Annotated in this window: 11 protein-coding genes; all 11 read left to right on the forward strand. The window is 34.0% G+C overall.

The features are described 5' to 3' along the window. Positions 1 to 39: 39 nt before the first annotated feature. The 11 genes from ACTQ54_RS00440 to ACTQ54_RS00490 all read left to right on the forward strand — a co-directional run bounded on the left by ACTQ54_RS00440 (position 40) and on the right by ACTQ54_RS00490 (position 17,391). The gene (locus ACTQ54_RS00440; protein WP_441753866.1) at positions 40 to 1,839 is read left to right on the forward strand and encodes a glycoside hydrolase family 35 protein; all 1,800 of its coding nucleotides are present in this window, start codon (positions 40 to 42) and stop codon (positions 1,837 to 1,839) included. Further along, positions 1,840 to 3,675 (forward strand): rhamnogalacturonan lyase, encoded by a 1,836-nt coding sequence (locus tag ACTQ54_RS00445; RefSeq protein ID WP_441753867.1) that lies wholly within the window; start codon positions 1,840 to 1,842, stop codon positions 3,673 to 3,675. Between the two features lie 240 nt (positions 3,676 to 3,915). Then, complete coding sequence (locus ACTQ54_RS00450; RefSeq protein ID WP_441753868.1) at positions 3,916 to 6,171, forward strand: helix-turn-helix domain-containing protein; 2,256 nt, start codon at positions 3,916 to 3,918, stop codon at positions 6,169 to 6,171. 23 nt (positions 6,172 to 6,194) lie between these two features. Further along, positions 6,195 to 6,893: a DUF1961 family protein gene (locus ACTQ54_RS00455; RefSeq protein WP_441753869.1), complete on the forward strand. Its 699-nt coding sequence runs from the start codon at positions 6,195 to 6,197 to the stop codon at positions 6,891 to 6,893. A 7-nt stretch (positions 6,894 to 6,900) separates the two neighbouring features. Beyond that, positions 6,901 to 7,548, forward strand: coding sequence for a YesL family protein (locus tag ACTQ54_RS00460; RefSeq protein WP_441753870.1), 648 nt, complete (start codon positions 6,901 to 6,903; stop codon positions 7,546 to 7,548). After that, the gene (locus ACTQ54_RS00465) at positions 7,545 to 10,058 is read left to right on the forward strand and encodes an exo-rhamnogalacturonan lyase family protein (protein WP_441753871.1); all 2,514 of its coding nucleotides are present in this window, start codon (positions 7,545 to 7,547) and stop codon (positions 10,056 to 10,058) included. The genes ACTQ54_RS00460 and ACTQ54_RS00465 overlap by 4 nt, the downstream gene beginning before the upstream one ends. A gap of 984 nt (positions 10,059 to 11,042) precedes the next feature. Then, positions 11,043 to 12,563 carry an extracellular solute-binding protein gene (locus ACTQ54_RS00470; protein WP_441753872.1) on the forward strand — a complete coding sequence of 507 codons (1,521 nt, stop codon included), beginning with the start codon at positions 11,043 to 11,045 and terminating at the stop codon, positions 12,561 to 12,563. 59 nt (positions 12,564 to 12,622) lie between these two features. Beyond that, on the forward strand, positions 12,623 to 13,597 hold the full coding sequence (locus ACTQ54_RS00475) for an ABC transporter permease (protein ID WP_441753873.1): 975 nt from the start codon (positions 12,623 to 12,625) through the stop codon (positions 13,595 to 13,597). Positions 13,598 to 13,614: 17 nt separating this feature from the next. Continuing rightward, positions 13,615 to 14,508, forward strand: a complete 894-nt coding sequence (locus ACTQ54_RS00480; RefSeq protein ID WP_441753874.1) for a carbohydrate ABC transporter permease — start codon at positions 13,615 to 13,617, stop codon at positions 14,506 to 14,508. Positions 14,509 to 14,614: 106 nt separating this feature from the next. Beyond that, positions 14,615 to 16,066 (forward strand): aldehyde dehydrogenase, encoded by a 1,452-nt coding sequence (gene aldA, locus ACTQ54_RS00485; protein ID WP_441753875.1) that lies wholly within the window; start codon positions 14,615 to 14,617, stop codon positions 16,064 to 16,066. Positions 16,067 to 16,098: 32 nt separating this feature from the next. After that, positions 16,099 to 17,391: a Gfo/Idh/MocA family protein gene (locus tag ACTQ54_RS00490; RefSeq protein ID WP_441753876.1), complete on the forward strand. Its 1,293-nt coding sequence runs from the start codon at positions 16,099 to 16,101 to the stop codon at positions 17,389 to 17,391. The last annotated feature ends 128 nt before the right edge of the window (positions 17,392 to 17,519 follow it).

Below are 17,519 nucleotides of genomic sequence, written 5' to 3' on the forward strand. Positions count from 1 at the left end.
CAACAAATAAATGTAGGCTGGGCAAAGTTGGAGAGATAAATGACACAAAAATTTGAAGTAAAAGATGAATTTTATTTAAATGGTGAACCGATCAAAATTGTTTCAGGTTCCATGCATTATGTAAGAGTCGTGCCTGAATATTGGCGTGATAGGCTGCTGAAAATAAAAGCCATGGGTTGCAATACAATTGAAACCTATGTGCCGTGGAATGTACATGAACCAGAAAAAGGTCAATTCTGCTTTTCGGCCATGTATGATCTGATTTCTTTTATTGAATTGGTTCATGAATTGGACCTATTCTTAATTTTAAGAATTTCGCCTTATATTTGTGCAGAATGGGAGTTTGGTGGTCTGCCATATTGGTTGTTAAAAGATAAAGATATGCGAGTCCGTTCCACTTATCCACCTTTTATGGAACATGTGAAAGATTATTTCAAAGAAATTATTCCTAAAATCACAGACTATCAAATTCATAAAAACGGTCCTATTCTTCTTGTTCAAGTGGAAAATGAGTATGGCTATTTTAGTAATGAAAAAACTTACATGAAAGAAATGGCACAATTATATAAAGACCTAGGAATTGAAGTACCAATTGTTACTTCAGACAGTACCCGTGAAAGTATCATGAATGCGGGAATGGTCCCAGATGTTGCTATGCCGACTGTAAATTGTGGGTCGAACTTAAAAGAACGCTTAGCTATTTTAGATGAAGTAAGTCCTGGAAAACCTAAAATGGTCATGGAGTTTTGGGTTGGCTGGTTTAATATCTGGAGTCACCCTACACAAGAAGGGCGAGCACTAGAGCCTATTCTCAAAGACTTATCAGACATTCTAGAAATCGGGCATGTAAATATTTATATGGCTCATGGTGGAACAAACTTTGGCTTTATGAATGGTTCTAATTATTATGAAAAAGAAAAAGATGGCTATTGGATCGATGAATATGCTCCTGCAGTCACTTCTTATGATTATGGGGCTCCTGTTTCTGAAAACGGTTATATGAATGAACGTTTCTTTAAAATGCAAGAAGTCATTTTACAAGGGACTAAGCGAACAGTGGCAGACGTGGAACAAATTGAACAACCAACTATGGCAGCTTTTGGCAAGCTATCAGTCAATAAAAAAGTAAGTTTATTTTCAATTTTAGATAAACTTACTGAGCCATTTAAGAAAGATTACCCACATACGATGGAAGCCCTGGATCAGGATTATGGCTATATCCTTTATGAAGCAGAAATTGATGGAGTGACAGATCAACAGGCAATTAAATTAATCGATGTCAATGATCGTGCCCAAGTCTTTGTAAATAACGATTACCAATTCAGTGCTTACTTGCAAGAATTTAATGTGAAGCGGAAAATTTCTTTAAATAAAGGTCAGAAGAATAATTTGAAGATTTTAGTTGAAAATATGGGACGGGCAAACTTTGGACCTTATTTAGATCAGCAACGAAAAGGAATTAAAGGTGCTGTGATGTTGGATGAGTATCAACAAACTGGATGGACCCACTATTCATTGCGCTTAGATAATGTGGATAAAGTAGATTTTGAGGCAGCCTATGTTGAAAAGCAACCTGCTTTCTATCAATTTGAAGTAGAAATCAGTGACCCGTCAGATACTTATATTTATTTACCTGGTTGGGGTAAAGGGGTTATCTTTGTGAATGGCTTTAATATTGGACGTTTCTGGGAAGATGGGCCACAAGAAAGCTATTATATTCCAGGACCAAAGTTAAAAGTAGGTAAAAACGAAATTGTGATTTTTGAAAGTGAAGGAAAAGTGACAGAGTCAATTGAATTAATTGACCATATTAAAATAAAAGATATTGGAGAAAAATAGATGACTAAAAAAGTTCAACTAGAATTTCTTGATCGTGGCTTAATTGCTATTCAAACGGATGAGGGAATTCTTGTCAGCTGGCGTATTTCAATTGATGAGTATTTAAAAGCAGAATATGACTTATATCGAGATGGTGAACTAGTTGCTCATTTTACGTCAACAGACAACAGTAATTACGTAGATAAAGAGGGTACCTTAAATAGCCGCTACTCAGTTAAAGTAAGCAATGAAGGTAAGGTAGCAACTTCTGATGAAGTAGAAGTATTAGAAAATGCCTATTTTGATATACCACTTGATAAACCTGAAGGCGGAGTGACGCCTGATGGGGTGGCCTATACTTATACAGCCAATGATTTATCTGTTGGTGATGTCAATGGGGATGGCGTTTATGAAATTTTCGTTAAATGGTATCCAACGAATGCTAAAGATAATGCCCATACTGGTCACACAGGTAATACCTTAATCGATTGTTACACCTTAGAAGGTGAAAAACTTTGGCGAATTGATCTAGGAAAAAATATCCGGTCTGGTGCTCACTATACTCAATTTTTAGTTTTTGATTATGATGGAGACGGTATCGCTGAATTGGTATGTAAAACTGCAGATGGAACCATTGATGGCTTAGGTCAAGTAGTTGGAGATGCGAATGCTGATTACCGTAATAGTCAAGGTTTTGTAGGAGAAGGTCCAGAGTTCTTAAGCTTATTTGATGGGGCAACTGGAAAAGTTTTAGACACCATTCCATATAATCCTCCAAGAGGTGAAGCAGGAAGTTGGGGTGATAAAGAATGGAATCGAGAAGACCGTTACTTAGGTGGGGTTGCCTATTTAGATGGAGAAAAAGCTAGCGCTATTGTATGTCGTGGGTATTATACCCGTGCTGTAATTGTTGCATACGATGTAGTTGATAAGAAATTAGTTGAAAAATGGGTGATGGATTCAGACAACGGTTACCCTGAATTAGCTGGACAAGGTGCGCACTCACTAAGTATTGCAGACGTGGATCAAGATGGTTACGATGAAATAATTTATGGGGCGGCTGTGATTGATCATGACGGTTCATTGTTATATTCTACTGGAATTGGTCATGGAGATGCTTTACACGTGGGGAACTTTGATGTCGAACGTGAAGGCTACGAAATCTTTATGACTCATGAAGAGACACCAAATGAGCATGGATTTGAAATACATGATGCGAAAACTGGTGAGATTTTATTCAGTATTCCATCTCCAGACGAAGATATTGGACGTGGGGTAGCGGCTGATATTGATCCTCGTTATAAAGGAGTTCAATTATGGGGCTATGCGCCAGAAGGACCACTGCGTGTCAGTGGAACTGAAAGTTACTACACGGTTAAAGGTGAGGTCATTGATGGTCCAGTCTTACCAGCTAACTTTGTCATTTGGTGGACAGGAGATTTAGGTCGTGAAATACTTGACCATCAATTTAATCCAGAAACAGAAGATGGTGTGGGAGTTATCTTGAAATGGGATTGGGAAAATAAAAAGGTTGATACCCTTTTAGTCGCAGAAGGAACCAAATCAAATAACGGCACAAAAGGAAATCCTAACTTACAAGCAGACTTGTTCGGCGATTGGCGAGAAGAAGTGATTTGGCGTTTAGAAGATTCAAGTGCCTTACGTGTTTACACCACCCCTTACTATTCTGAGCACCGCTTCTATACATTGATGCACGATAAGATGTATCGTGTCGCGATCGCTTGGCAAAACGTTGCCTATAACCAACCTCCTCACCCAAGTTTTTATATTGGATATGATGAAGAGTATATTAAAGTGCCAATGCCTGATTTTAAATTAATTCAGCAAGAAAAATAGGGAGTTTTGGATTAGTTGGTTTAGTTTGTCAAGTTGAGACTTTCTCAACTTGATGAATTGCCTGTTTTGTCAACTTGAGATTAACTCAACTTGATGAATTGCCTGTTTTGTCAACTTGAGAATATCTCAAATTGACGATTTGCAAGATGAAGAACTAATCATTTTAACTTTAGTCCGTTTCAAAAGTATCTATCGCAAGTTGTCAAACGAGTTCCATTTATATAATGAGAAGGTGAGTAAATGAAATTGAAAAAGGAGCAAAAGAATAAGTGGAAAAACAAATTTAATTGGAAAAATATAAGCACTTACCGACGAATTGTTGTTTTATTACTAATTATTTCGATTCCTAATTTAGTCATCGGATTGATTACTTATGTCTTTGGAGCGAGCACGATACGGGCACACTTGATAGAAAATCATGAGTCACAAATTATCAATCAGATAGAGTTTATTGATAGCCAGTTTCAGGATTTAGAAATGAATTTAAACTTTACTTCTCATGAATCTTTATTTAATGAAGATTTTTCTGAGATTAATTTTCAAGTGGATTATCATTTAGCACAGGATATTGCGGACTCGCTTGTTTCTAAGCAATATGGGAATGCTTTGATTGAAAGGATGCATTTCTTTATTGATGGTCCAAGGCCCATAGTGTTTAATCCAGAATTTAGATGGGTCAATGCCAGCGATGCACAAATCTACCGTAATTATATTAATGATGAAGATGATTTCTTTTGGGAAAGGAATTTATTGAAAGAATCCGATGATACACATATTTTCCCACTAGTATTAGTCAAGCATCTAAACCCTTATATTAATCCAAATTCTAATAATGTTGGTTTCATTATAGAACTTAATCAAGAAGCTGTGACTCAACAACTAAATAGTTTGAGTCTTTCAGAAGATGGCTTATCCTTTTTTATTGATGAAGGAACGGGGTTAATCATTTCAAATACTGGAACCTCGCAATATATGGAAGACTTTATTCTTAGCGAATCGATGGATGAGGATACCCGCTTTATTTCATGGAATAATCAAGAATACTCCATGATTTCTGGAAATATTAGTCGGGTCAATAATAATTGGCGCTATGTGTCACTAGTACCCGTTTCAGATATTATTCAACCCGTCACTACTTTGTCAGCGATAATCATAGTTTCTAGTATAGTTGGAATTCTACTTTCACTGCTGATTAGTATTTTGTCCTTGAATCGCTTGTTTAAACCTATTAGAAATATGTATCATACGGTTTCAGTTTCTAATGATGAGATAAATAGTTATGACACGCAAAAACTGGAAGAATATTGGACAAAAATGAATGATGAGAAAAAATTACTAAGTGACCAAGTAGAAGAACTAAAAGATGATATTATCGGCAATGTCTTTTTTAAGTTTATTAACGACCATTATAATTATGCTGAATATGATGAAATAGAAAATAAACTAATTAAATTTGGCATGAATCCTACTAAGAATCGTTATATTTATTTAGATACACGAGCTGAAGGGAAAGTAAATCGCAATCTATTAACTAAATTATTACAGTTTAATTTAGAAGAAGTTTATCATATCAGCTTCAATGAAAAATATAGTGGTTATGTCATTCATCATGAATTAGAAGATGATACTTATGAAAAATTAGAACTTGTTTTCCAAGAATTTGAAAATAAATTAGTTAGATACAATGATGAAGCTGTTGAAATTTACATTTCTGTTAGCAGCGCTAATCTTAGAGAATTAAGAGAAGCCATTAAAGAAATTGCAAAAGTAAAATATAGAAGAAGTCAGAGCCAAGATATCTTAACAATTATTGATATGGCGACGATTGAAAGTGCGACAGAAAAAGAAATTGTCACTTATCCGTATGATATTGAAAAAGAGATTCTTGATCGGATGCGCTTTGGTAATCAATATGAAATTGAAGAATTAATTGATCGCTTCAGCCAAAGGTTGACATCACTTGATCGCCGTTTGGTCCAAGATTATTTCATTCAGTTATATACATCAATTAATCAAGAAATAATTAATCAGAACGTTGTTCCGTATGAAATCGTCAGTAAGGAGAATCCAATAAAAATAATTATTAATAGTCAAAAAATAAAAGACATTAAGAACTTGTTACTTAATAATATCCTGCTACCATTTTTCGATCAAAAGGAAAATAAAGAGGACGACAAGAAAGTCCAAGCGATTAAGGAAACCATTGACTATATTGAACTTCATTATAATGAAGATATTTCGTTAGAAGAGTGTGCTGACAGGGTGGATGTGAACCCATATACCTTAAGTAAATGGTTTAAAGAAATTAATGGAATTAATTTTATTGATTATTTAACAGATTTTAGAATAGATAAAGCCAAAGATTTGTTAGCTAATTCTGATTTAAAAATTGGAGAAATCGCAGAAGCCATTGGTTATCAAAGCAATTACTTTAATCGGATTTTCAAAAAATATACTGGAGAGACACCTGGAAAATATCGTAGTAAATTTAAATAAAAAATAGAGGGGAGTAAGGAATTATGAAAAGTCGCATTCAAATAGAAAAAGGAGACATCTTATATAGTAATGATTTAAGTCAATTATCATCCACAGAAGATTTTATAGCAGAAGGTGAAATTGAGATAGAAATCATTGATCAGTCTTTAGTATTGTCGAGTCCGGCACATCTAGATCCAGAAGATGATCACTCGCATTGGGTGTTTTGGAATAAGCAAACTTTCCCTGCCGACATTGTGATTGAATATAGTTTTAAACCATTGGAAGAGCCAGGTTTAAGCATGTTGTTTTTTGCAGCATCAGGTAGGAATGGGGAAGATTTATTTAGCGACAAATTGAAAAAACGTGACGGTTACTATCCTCAGTACCATTCAGGGGATATTAACACCTATCACTTATCCTATTTTAGAAGAAAATGGGATAGCGAACGTTCTTTCCATACTTGTAATTTAAGAAAAAGTCATGGTTTTCATTTAGTTGAACAGGGGGCTGACCCTCTACCAGCAGTCAGTGATGCCATACGGTTTTATCGCTTAAAAGTTATGAAATATAAACGATATATCCAATTTTATATTGATGATTTATTTATTTTTGAATATGAAGACCGTGAAACAAGTGATAATAAGTTACTTAACGAAGGTAAAATAGGCTTTAGACAAATGGCACCTTTAAAAGGCGCTTATAGGGACTTGGTTATCTCTGAAGCTAAAAGAATGGATTAGCTAAAAGATGAGTGAACTACTTAATAAATTATATATTGTCTTTGAATTCATCTTTCGCTTAATCTATTTAAATCTTTTATGGATTTTATTTACTTTGTTAGGCTTAGTCGTTTTCGGTTTTGGACCGAGTACCATCGCACTATTTGATACTATTAGAGAGTGGTTATTAAATGGGATTGGTAGTGATAAGGATTTATTTTTATTCTACTTTCGTTCATTTAAAAAACACTTTAAAGATGGGAATATCATGGGTTGGCTCGTAGTCTTGTATGCCTACATGCTTTTAGTGAATTATCGTTATACTAATTTTAGACAAGAATTTGTTTTCCAATTTATAAATGGTGCTACGATTGTAATTGCAGTCGTTTCAGCTGTAATAGTTGCCTATTTATATTCACTCTACGTACATTACGATTTGGAAAAAAAGGATTATTTAAAAACCGCCATTCGCTTAGCTTATATTCAACCTTTTCCCACAGGCCTTTTAATCCTATGGATCGCTTTATCTTTATATTTAACGTATTCACTTTTCCCATATTCAATACTCTTATTTATGAGCTTTTTAGTTTATGGGGTAATGGGGCTCTGTTTTACATCATTTAAGCGAAATGAACAAATATTAGAAGAAAATAAAAATAAAGAGGAAGAAGAATGATGAAACTCAATTGGTTAGACACTAAAGCAATAAAAGATACTGGACTTACTTTTGGAATTCCTTGGGAAAAAGGGAAATTAAAAAGTACCGACCAGCTATTTAAAATAAATGATATTGAATTACAAACTTGGCCAACAGCTTATTGGCCAGATAAAAGTATAAAATGGACAGGACATGCAGCTGCTTTTGATCATGTTCCCGAAGCTCCATTTGAGCTATCAGTGGAAAATCAAAAAGTTGAAGCTGAAGAAAATGGCATTCAAATTAATCAAAGTGATACCCACATTATTATTAACAACAATAAATATGTGTATGAGATTAATAAAAGTGGTTCTCAGATTATAGAAGCAGTTAAAGATATAGAAGGTAATCATTTAATTGAGAATTTAAGATTAGTTGCATCTATTAAAAAAGTAGAAGAAAAAGATGGTGTGACAATTTCCAAAGAAAGCCATTATACATCTTTATCCAATAAAGTAACTGTTGAATTAGAAGGGAATAAATATACCGTCATAAAAATTGAAGGAGAATTAGCGGATGGTCGTTTACCATTTACAATTCGATTGAAGATTTTTAAAGATTCTAATGAACTAAAAATTATTTCTACTCAATTTTATGATGTGAATGAAGCTGAAGAATTTGTTACTTCATTAGGTTTAAGTTTTGATGCTTCATTTAAAGGTAGTCCTTATAATAAACATGTTAAGTTAGTGACAGAAGAGGGAGTTTATAACGAAGCTTCACTACTACTCACTAGCAGACGTCATCGTTTTAATGACTATTATAAAAAGCAAATTGCGGGTGAAATGGTTGAACGCAATGAAGCAACACAGGCAGTAATTGAAGAAGCAGAAGGAAATGCGATTTGGAATGATTTTAAATTTAATCAAATTGCTGATGGAGTTGGCCAATATAGTAAACGCACTAAAGAAGGTCAATCATGGTTGCCGATACCAACGGTTACACAATCTAATGGTCTGATGCATGTGTGTGATAAGGACTATGGTCTTTCATTTGGTCTAAGAGACTTTAGTGAGAAACATCCTTCTCAGTTAAGTGTGTTAGGTTTAGACGAAGAACAAAGTTCACTGACCATTTGGTTCTGGTCTCCAGATGGTGAAGCAATGGATTTACGTCACTATGATAATGAAACACATATGGACAGTGCTTATGAAGGATTTCCAGAAATGAGAGCAACACCTACAGGTATTGCCAATACTAGTGAAGCCGTAATTCAGTTTCATAACGAAAGACAGACTGATGAGCAACTTGTTCAATCTGCAGTTCTATTACAACAACCTCCATTACTAATTGCAAGTCCAGAATACTACAATCAAACGGAAGCAACTGGAGAATGGGCATTAGTTAATGAGGAAAGTGAACAAAAAATCTTCATTGAAAAGCAATTGGATCTATTTGTTGAATTTTATTTAAATGAAATCAATCAAAGACAATGGACTGGCTATTGGAATTTCGGAGATGTGATGCACACTTATGACCATGTTCGTAGTCAATGGTTTTATGATCAAGGGGGATATGCTTGGCAAAATACTGAACTTGTCCCTAATATTTGGTTATGGTATTCCTTCTTTAGAAAATCAGATGCAAAAGTGTTTAGGTTCATTGAAGCCATGACGCGACATAATTCTGAAGTAGATCGATATCACTTTGGTGAATATAAAGGCTTAGGTACCAGACATAATGTGTCCCACTGGGGTTGTGGCTGTAAAGAAGCTCGGATTAGTATGGCTGGATTATTTAAGTATTATTACTATCTAACAGCTGATGAACGAACTAAGGATTTGTTAGATGATACTAAAGATGCAGATAAAGCATTGAATCATTTGAATCCACTGAGAGAATATTTTGATCAACCTGAAAAAGAAAATGTTACTCATGTGCGAACAGGTCCGGATTGGTCTGCTTTTGTTTCAAATTGGTTATCTCAATGGGAAAGAAATCAAGATGAAACTTATCTGAATAAAATAAAAACTGGACTCAATCAGTTGAAAAAATTACCTTATCGTTTATTATCAGGGCCAGCCTTTGAATATAATACTGAAACAAGCGATTTAATTTATATGGGTACTGGGAATACAAATGGCTATCATATGATTATTTGTTTTGGTGCTCCGCAAGTTTGGATTGAAACAGCTAATTTACTAGAAGATGATGTATTCAAAGAAATGCTTGCAGAATTCGGGAAAGTTTATGCGATGAGTAATGAAGAGAAAGAAGAATACTCTAAAGGGCAGTTTAATGATAAACATTTTGCTTGGCCAATGTTTGCAAGTGGGTTGATGGCTTATGCAGCAAACTATTATCAAGATGAAGAGTTAGCTCAAATTGCGTGGGATCATTTACTTAAGGAAGAACTTTCAGGTATGCAATTACCTTTAGAGGTAAATACAATTGAGAGATGGCAAACAATCAATGAGGTGCCTTGGATTACAACAAATACTGTATCGCAATGGTGTTTAAATGCGATGATGGCACTGAAATATATCTAGAAAAAGGGAACTTATTCATAAACAATCATTTTAGGATTATTTGTAGACTAAAATGGTTGTTTTTTGATTCAACAAGAATGTTACTTGTAATAGTAATAAGTATTTAAAACTGCTTATTTCAGGGAGAATTGTTCGATTGCTGTTTCGGCACGCCTTCAGCTATCCATTACGACTAACGTCTTATGGATGAGCTTCCGTCTTGCTACGCTACGCATCCGTATGTCGCTGTTCGCTCCAACGGCTGTCTGTGCGCGTAGTCAGCCTGATGAAACGGCATCTCACTGTTCTCCCTTGCATAAGCTTTGATTGTATAAGATTACTTTTGCCATGATGCTTATTATGTTTGTTTAAGAATGATAATTACAAATTTAAATCACTAATAGTTATATATTCATAATTATGTTTCTGCATATTTTTATAACAAGGACTATTTAAATATGCTTGGTTTGATTTTTGAAATAATAATTGGAATAAAAAATAGTTCTAATAGAGATCAAGTTTGTTGAGAATGATTAGACATAAATTCAAACTATTGATTGTTATGTATTCATAAATAAGTATTCGCATATTTTTAAGGCTTAGTTCAAAGACCGCATAAATTATCTTTTAACACTTTTTAAAATACAATTTGTGCTGATAAACAATAAAAAAGAGCGATATTGATTCATAAAATTGTTGAATTATTGGTTTTGGAATTATTGATTTGGGCTTATAAAAAATAAAATGCTTATTAATAACGAATTACTGAAATCCCTTTCACAAAACTGTTCTAATATGCGATTTGCAAGAATATACTACTTTGCAAAAAAGTGTAAAAAAGAGGAATTAACCGGTTGTAAACGTTGGTATAATAGGTATTTAACAAAAAAATAAAACAACAAAAAAGAATAGTTGATATAATTCTGGAAGCGTTTTACATTATAGTTGCAAGTAGATTGACAATCTACTGCAAGTAAAAAAATAGATATAAAGGAGAGAGTATAGATGTCAATAAATTGGAAAAAGACGCTAAAATCATCAGCAAGTATTTTAGCAGCAGCAATGGTAGTTATGAGTGGTAGTGGAATTTCAAATGTTTCAGCACAAGAGGATGGAGAGGCACTTATAGATGAACTAGTAATTATGGCTCCTACATTTGAAACAACAGCTCCACCAGCAGATAATGGATGGGAATTAGCAATGGAAGAGTTAACTGGTAAAAAGGTACAAATTAACTGGGTACCGAATGTTAACTATTCTGATCGAATGAACGTTACTTTAGCCTCTAATGCGACTCCACACATAATGACAATTCAAGGGAAAGACCCTGGGTTCTTAAATTCTGCAGAAGCAGGTGCATTCTGGGATTTAACAGAGTATATTCCTCAATATGAGAATTTAAGTAATGTAAATGAAGACGTATTATTGAACTCATCAGTAAACGGAACAATTTATGGTATTCCAAGAACTAGAGATGTGATGCGCTCAACAGCTATCATACGTACTGACTGGTTAGAAAATCTTGGTTTAGAAGTTCCTACTACTGTTGATGAACTATATGATGTAATGTATGCATTTTCTCATGATGATCCAGATGGAAATGGTGAAGATGATACAACAGGTATGATTGTTACAACTTATACTGGACCATTTGATACATTAAGTATTTGGATGGGAGCACCAAACGTTTGGGGAGTAGAAGACGGTCAAATTATTCCTGCATTTTCTACTGATGAATACAAAGAATCATTAAACTTACTTAGAAAGATGTATGAAGAAGGTTTAATTAATGAAGACTTTACAACTCTAAGTCCAGACGACTGGGATGCAGCAATGTTTAATGGTCAAGGTGGGGTAATTCTTGATGTTTACTCAAGAGCAATGGCAATTAACAACCTATTCTTAGATCAAGCTGGTGAAGAACAAGGACAATATGTTGAGATTACTGGTACTTTATTAGATTCTGAAGGAAATGAATATGGTCAACCAACTGATGGATATTCAGGAATTTTAGCTATCTCTAAACAAAGTGTTCCGACAGAAGAGGAATTACACGAAGTATTAACTTTCTTAGATACTTTAACTACACCTGAAGGGGTTAACTTATTAAACCACGGTATTGAAGGTGTGACTTATAATTTAGATGAAGATGGCTATTTAGTTCCAATTGAAGGAGGTCATGAACTTGATGGTTATTCATTAGCGCAAATTTCAATGTATGGTGAAGGATTACATACAATGAGACCAGAGGGAACGCTAGCTGAAACAAGATATCGTTTAATGGAAGAAAATGAAGAAAATGCAGTATTTAACCCTGCAGCATCTCTTGTATCTGATTTATATGCACGTCAAGGTACACAGTTAGATGAAATTATCTCTGATGCACGTGTACAATATATTGCTGGTTTAATTGATGAAACTGATTGGGACGCTGCTGTTGAACGTTGGTATTCAAGTGGTGGACAAGAAGTAGTCGATGAATTAACAGCTTTATATCAAGAAGCACAAGCAGCACAAGGGAATTAAAAATTTAAGTGGGAGACTGTTAAAAGTCTCCCTTCTTTTTAAAGAAAGGATGTTATGACATGGCTGCTACAATTGAAAAAACAACTAATTCTTCGCTAACTTTCAAAGAAAAAGCAAAAATGAGTTGGGAAGAAGATAAAAAGAATCTACTCAAAAATAAGTATCTATACATTATGTTAATACCTGGAGTTATTTATTTTATCTTATTTAGATATGCCCCAATGTATGGAATCGTTATTGCCTTTAAAAACTATGTACCCTTTTTAGGTATAAATGGTAGTAAGTGGGTAGGCTTTGAACATTTTAGATACTTTTTTGATAGTCCTGATTTTATGAGGCTACTGACTAATACGCTATGGATTGCATTTTTAAGTTTAGTCATATCTTTTCCAATTCCTATATTTTTGGCTATTCTATTAAATGAACTTCGGAGTGAGACATATAAAAAGTTTGTTCAAACGTCAGTATATGTTCCTCACTTTTTATCATGGACAATCGTAGTAGGACTTACACACACTTTATTCTCAATAAATGGTGGAGTTATTACCGAATTGGTTGAATTGTTTTTTGGAGAAAGAATTAATTTCTTAGCCGATCCAGCTTGGTTTAGGCCGATGATTATTCTTCAAGGTGTTTGGAAAGGTGCAGGTTGGGGGACAATTATTTTCTTAGCAGCTCTATCTAACGTATCTCCAGAACAATACGAAGCAGCAATTATGGATGGTGCAGGTAGATTTAGAAGAATTTGGCATATTACCTTGCCAGCGATCAGACCAACTGTTGTTATTATGCTTATCTTAAATATGGGGTCAATATTAAATACAGGTTTTGACCAAATTTACTTGATGACAAATGCCTTAAATAGATCAGTAGCTGATGTGTTCGATACGTATGTGTATCAAGTCGGTATCAATCAAGGTTCTTATTCATATAGTACGGCTGTTGGTTTATTTAAATCCTTAGTCAGCATCATACTTATACTAGGAACTGATTTTATCGCTAAACGTATCGATCCAGATAGTGGACTATTCTAAGAAAGGAGATTTTAACTATGAGTTCAAGTGCAACAATACATAAACTGCATAATACAAAACCTGGTAAAGTATTTGACTTTTTTAACATCATATTTTTATTTCTATTTGCAGCAGTTACTTTACTGCCTTTCATGTATGTGGTCGCAGGTTCTTTTGCAACAGAATCAGAATTAGCTAGAAGGGCTTTCTTTATTTGGCCTGAAACTTACACACTCAATGCATACAGACACATTTTTACTTCAGATGCTTTTGTGAGAAGTATTATCAATACAATTGGAGTTACATTAGTTGGGACATTAACCCAGTTATTCTTCACTTTTACAATGGCTTATCCATTGTCTAAGCGAAACTTAAAAGGGAATAAATTTTTAATGAATATGGTTCTTTTTGCTATGTTATTTAGTGGTGGAATGATTCCTACATTCTTGGTTATTCAAGCTTTAGGTTTGATTGATACTTATTGGGCATTGATTTTACCTGGTGCTATCAATCCATTTAACTTAATCATTATCAGAAACTTTTTCCGAAATTTCTCCCAAGAATTAGAGGAGTCAGCAAAAATTGATGGAGCTTCAGAATTTCAAATTTTCTGGAAAATCGTACTTCCTTTATCAAAACCAATTATTGCGACATTCGCTCTGTTTTATGCTGTAGGTATTTGGAATGACTTTATGAGTCCATTACTTTACTTAAATGACAGTTCTAAATGGACATTACAATTGCTCTTAAGACAAGTGACTATTTCTGCTGACCCTAATGCTTTAGGTGAAGTTGACCCTAACTATGTGCCGCCTGCAGAAGGTATGAAATTAGCGGTTATTGTTATTGCTACAGCACCTATTATGATGGTGTATCCATTCTTACAAAAACACTTTGCTAAAGGTATGATGATTGGATCTGTTAAAGGTTAAACCCTAACTTGCGTTTTACTCAACAAATACTTTTGCCATAGTCAATTTAATTTATTACTATTAGTCAACTTTTATTTGAAAAGACAATCAAAAAAGGAGCTAGAAAATGAATTTAGTATTAGACCAGTTTAAAATGTATATTGATGGTGAGTTCGTAGACGCAAGCAATAATGATACGTTTGATAATATTAATCCTTCAACTGGACAAGTTATTAATGCTGTTCCAAAAGCAACAGAAGAAGATTTAGAAAGAGCTTTGACGGCTGCAACACGTGCACAAAAAGAATGGAAACATGTGCCATCATCTGAAAGAGCTGAATATTTATTTAAAATATCGGATTTAATTATTGAACATAAAGAAGAATTTGCAAAAATTATTTCCCAAGAAGTTGGTAAAGTAACTGCCCAAGCAATTGGTGAAGTTGAAGCCACAGCAGAATATTTCAAATATTATGCTGGTTGGGCACGTAAATATGAAGGAGAAATTATTCCAAGTGATCGTCCTAATGAAAATATTTTAATTTTCAAAAAACCATTAGGGGTGATTGCAGGTATTTTACCTTGGAACTATCCATTCTTCTTAATCGCACGTAAAGTTGCTCCAGCTATTTTAACGGGAAATACAGTCGTATTAAAACCTTCAAGTAGTTCGCCAAACAATGCTTTAATTTTTGCTCAATTATTGGATGAAATTAAATTACCAAAAGGTGTTGTCAACATTTTATGTGGTGACCGTACAATTGGAAATCAAATGGCACTTAGTCCAAAAGTTGATATGATTTCGATTACAGGTTCAGTACCAGCAGGTCAATCAGTAATGGAAGCAGCAGCTAAAAATATTACTAAAGTAAACTTAGAATTAGGTGGAAAAGCACCATCGATTGTTTGGAAAGATGCAGACTTAGATTTAGCAGTCAAAGCAATTGTAGATTCGCGTGTAATAAACTCTGGCCAAGTATGTAACTGTACGGAAAGAGTTTATGTTCATGAAGACATAAAAGATGCTTTCTATGAAAAAATTGCTACAGCGATGAAGGCTGTGACTTATGGTGATCCATTAGCGGATGATTCAGTTGGGATGGGACCACTTATTACAAAATCTAGTTTAGATTCAGTCATTGAAAAAGTAGAAACTGCTAAAAAAGAAGGCGCAACTATATTAACTGGTGGAAACAAAGGTTCAAGTGATGGTTACTTCTTCGAGCCTACTGTTATTGTAGATGCAAAAAATGATATGGACATTATGAAAAATGAAATTTTTGGACCAGTACTTCCAGTTGGAACTTTCAAAACATTAGATGAAGCACTTGAATTAGCTAATGATTCAGACTTTGGCTTAACTTCAGCTATTTTCACCAATAATACAAATGTAATGATGAAATTCATTAACAATATGGATGCTGGTGAAGTTTATGTAAATAGAGAGAGTTTTGAAGCTATCCAAGGTTACCATGCTGGTTGGAAAAAATCAGGAATCGGTGGAGCAGATGGTCGTCATGGTTTAGAAGAATTTTTAGCAACAACAGTTGCTTATATTGATTATGATTTGAACGCTTAAATTAAAATTTTGATTATAAAGGTGTAATTTAAATGAAGAAAAGATATGTTCAAGTAGGAGTTGGAGGTAGAGCAAGATTCTTTTATGAATCAATTGCTTCTACCTATAAAGATACAAGTGAATTAGTAGGAGTTTGTGACATCTCACAAACTCGTATGGATTTTGTCAATAAAAAAGTAACAAAAACGTATGGCTATGAAAATCCAGTTCCTACTTATTTAAATCATGAATTTGAAAAAATGCTGGATGAACTTAAACCGGATGCAGTGATTGTTACCAGTGTCGATCGGACACACGATTATTATATTATTGCGTCAATGGAAAAAGGTTATGATGTAATTACAGAAAAACCTATGACGATTGATGCAGAAAAGACACAAGCAATTTTAGATTGTCAAGCTAAGACAGGTCGAAAATTAACTGTGACATTTAATTATCGTTATGCACCACATAACTCAAAGATTAAAGAATTAATTCAAGAGGATGTTATCGGTAAAGTGCATTCTATTCATTTTGAGTGGTTATTAAATACTCAACATGGGGCAGATTATTTTAGAAGATGGCATCGTAATAAAAAGAATAGTGGTGGTTTATTAGTTCATAAATCAACCCACCATTTTGATTTAGTTAATTTCTGGTTAAATTCCTCTCCTAAAGAAGTATTTGCTTATGGGGATTTAAATTTTTATGGTAGAGCTAATGCTGAAAGAAGAGGTATAAAATCATACTATCCAAGATATTATGAAAGTGGTCATCTTGAAGACGATCCATTTGCAATTGATTTAACTGCTACAGAAGAACTAAGAGAACTCTATCTAAATGCTGAAAATGATAGTGGTTATATCCGTGACCGTAATGTGTTTTCTGATGAAATTTCAATCGAAGATACTTTAGGGGTAACGGTCAAATACAATAGTGGAACCATTCTTACTTATTCTTTAAATGCTTATATGCCTTGGGAAGGTTTCAATGTAGCGATTAATGGCGATAAAGGTCGAATTGAACTAAAAGTAATGGAAAATTCTTACATCAATTCAGGTGGTAAGAAAGAAAATGAAGGTGCTTTGGAACAATTATCATTAATGGTTTACCCACTTTTTGCTGAACCTTATGAAGTGGAAATTAATACCGAAGCAGGTGGACATGGTGGAGGAGATCCAAAATTATTAGATGATATTTTTGGTGAAGCAAAAGAAGATCCACTGAATCGAGCAGCTGGTCATGAAGATGGTGCACTGTCAATTCTAACAGGTATTGCTGCCAACCAGTCAATTGCATCAGGTCAGCCAATAAAAATTAATGATTTAGTCAATTTTCATAAATAAAGTAGTCGAATTAAGATCTTAGGGATAGATATATTCTTAAGGTCTTAAAGTCATTGGAGAAAATAAATTAAGTATAAGTACTCGCATATCTACAAGGCGTGGCCCATTCATATGTGCCAATAGAACGT

The sequence above is a fragment of the Fundicoccus sp. Sow4_H7 genome (assembly GCF_052115865.1).
Lineage (GTDB): Bacteria > Bacillota > Bacilli > Lactobacillales > Aerococcaceae > Fundicoccus_A.

What these genes read in the sequence shown, in the direction of transcription:
- ACTQ54_RS00475 (WP_441753873.1), top strand. Translation starts at nt 12,623, where the DNA reads ATGGCTGCTACAATTGAAAAAACAACTAATTCTTCGCTAACTTTCAAA.
- ACTQ54_RS00480 (WP_441753874.1), top strand. Translation starts at nt 13,615, where the DNA reads ATGAGTTCAAGTGCAACAATACATAAACTGCATAATACAAAACCTGGT.
- ACTQ54_RS00455 (WP_441753869.1), top strand. Translation starts at nt 6,195, where the DNA reads ATGAAAAGTCGCATTCAAATAGAAAAAGGAGACATCTTATATAGTAAT.
- ACTQ54_RS00450 (WP_441753868.1), top strand. Translation starts at nt 3,916, where the DNA reads ATGAAATTGAAAAAGGAGCAAAAGAATAAGTGGAAAAACAAATTTAAT.
- ACTQ54_RS00470 (WP_441753872.1), top strand. Translation starts at nt 11,043, where the DNA reads ATGTCAATAAATTGGAAAAAGACGCTAAAATCATCAGCAAGTATTTTA.
- ACTQ54_RS00490 (WP_441753876.1), top strand. Translation starts at nt 16,099, where the DNA reads ATGAAGAAAAGATATGTTCAAGTAGGAGTTGGAGGTAGAGCAAGATTC.
- ACTQ54_RS00465 (WP_441753871.1), top strand. Translation starts at nt 7,545, where the DNA reads ATGATGAAACTCAATTGGTTAGACACTAAAGCAATAAAAGATACTGGA.
- ACTQ54_RS00440 (WP_441753866.1), top strand. Translation starts at nt 40, where the DNA reads ATGACACAAAAATTTGAAGTAAAAGATGAATTTTATTTAAATGGTGAA.
- aldA (WP_441753875.1), top strand. Translation starts at nt 14,615, where the DNA reads ATGAATTTAGTATTAGACCAGTTTAAAATGTATATTGATGGTGAGTTC.
- ACTQ54_RS00445 (WP_441753867.1), top strand. Translation starts at nt 1,840, where the DNA reads ATGACTAAAAAAGTTCAACTAGAATTTCTTGATCGTGGCTTAATTGCT.
- ACTQ54_RS00460 (WP_441753870.1), top strand. Translation starts at nt 6,901, where the DNA reads ATGAGTGAACTACTTAATAAATTATATATTGTCTTTGAATTCATCTTT.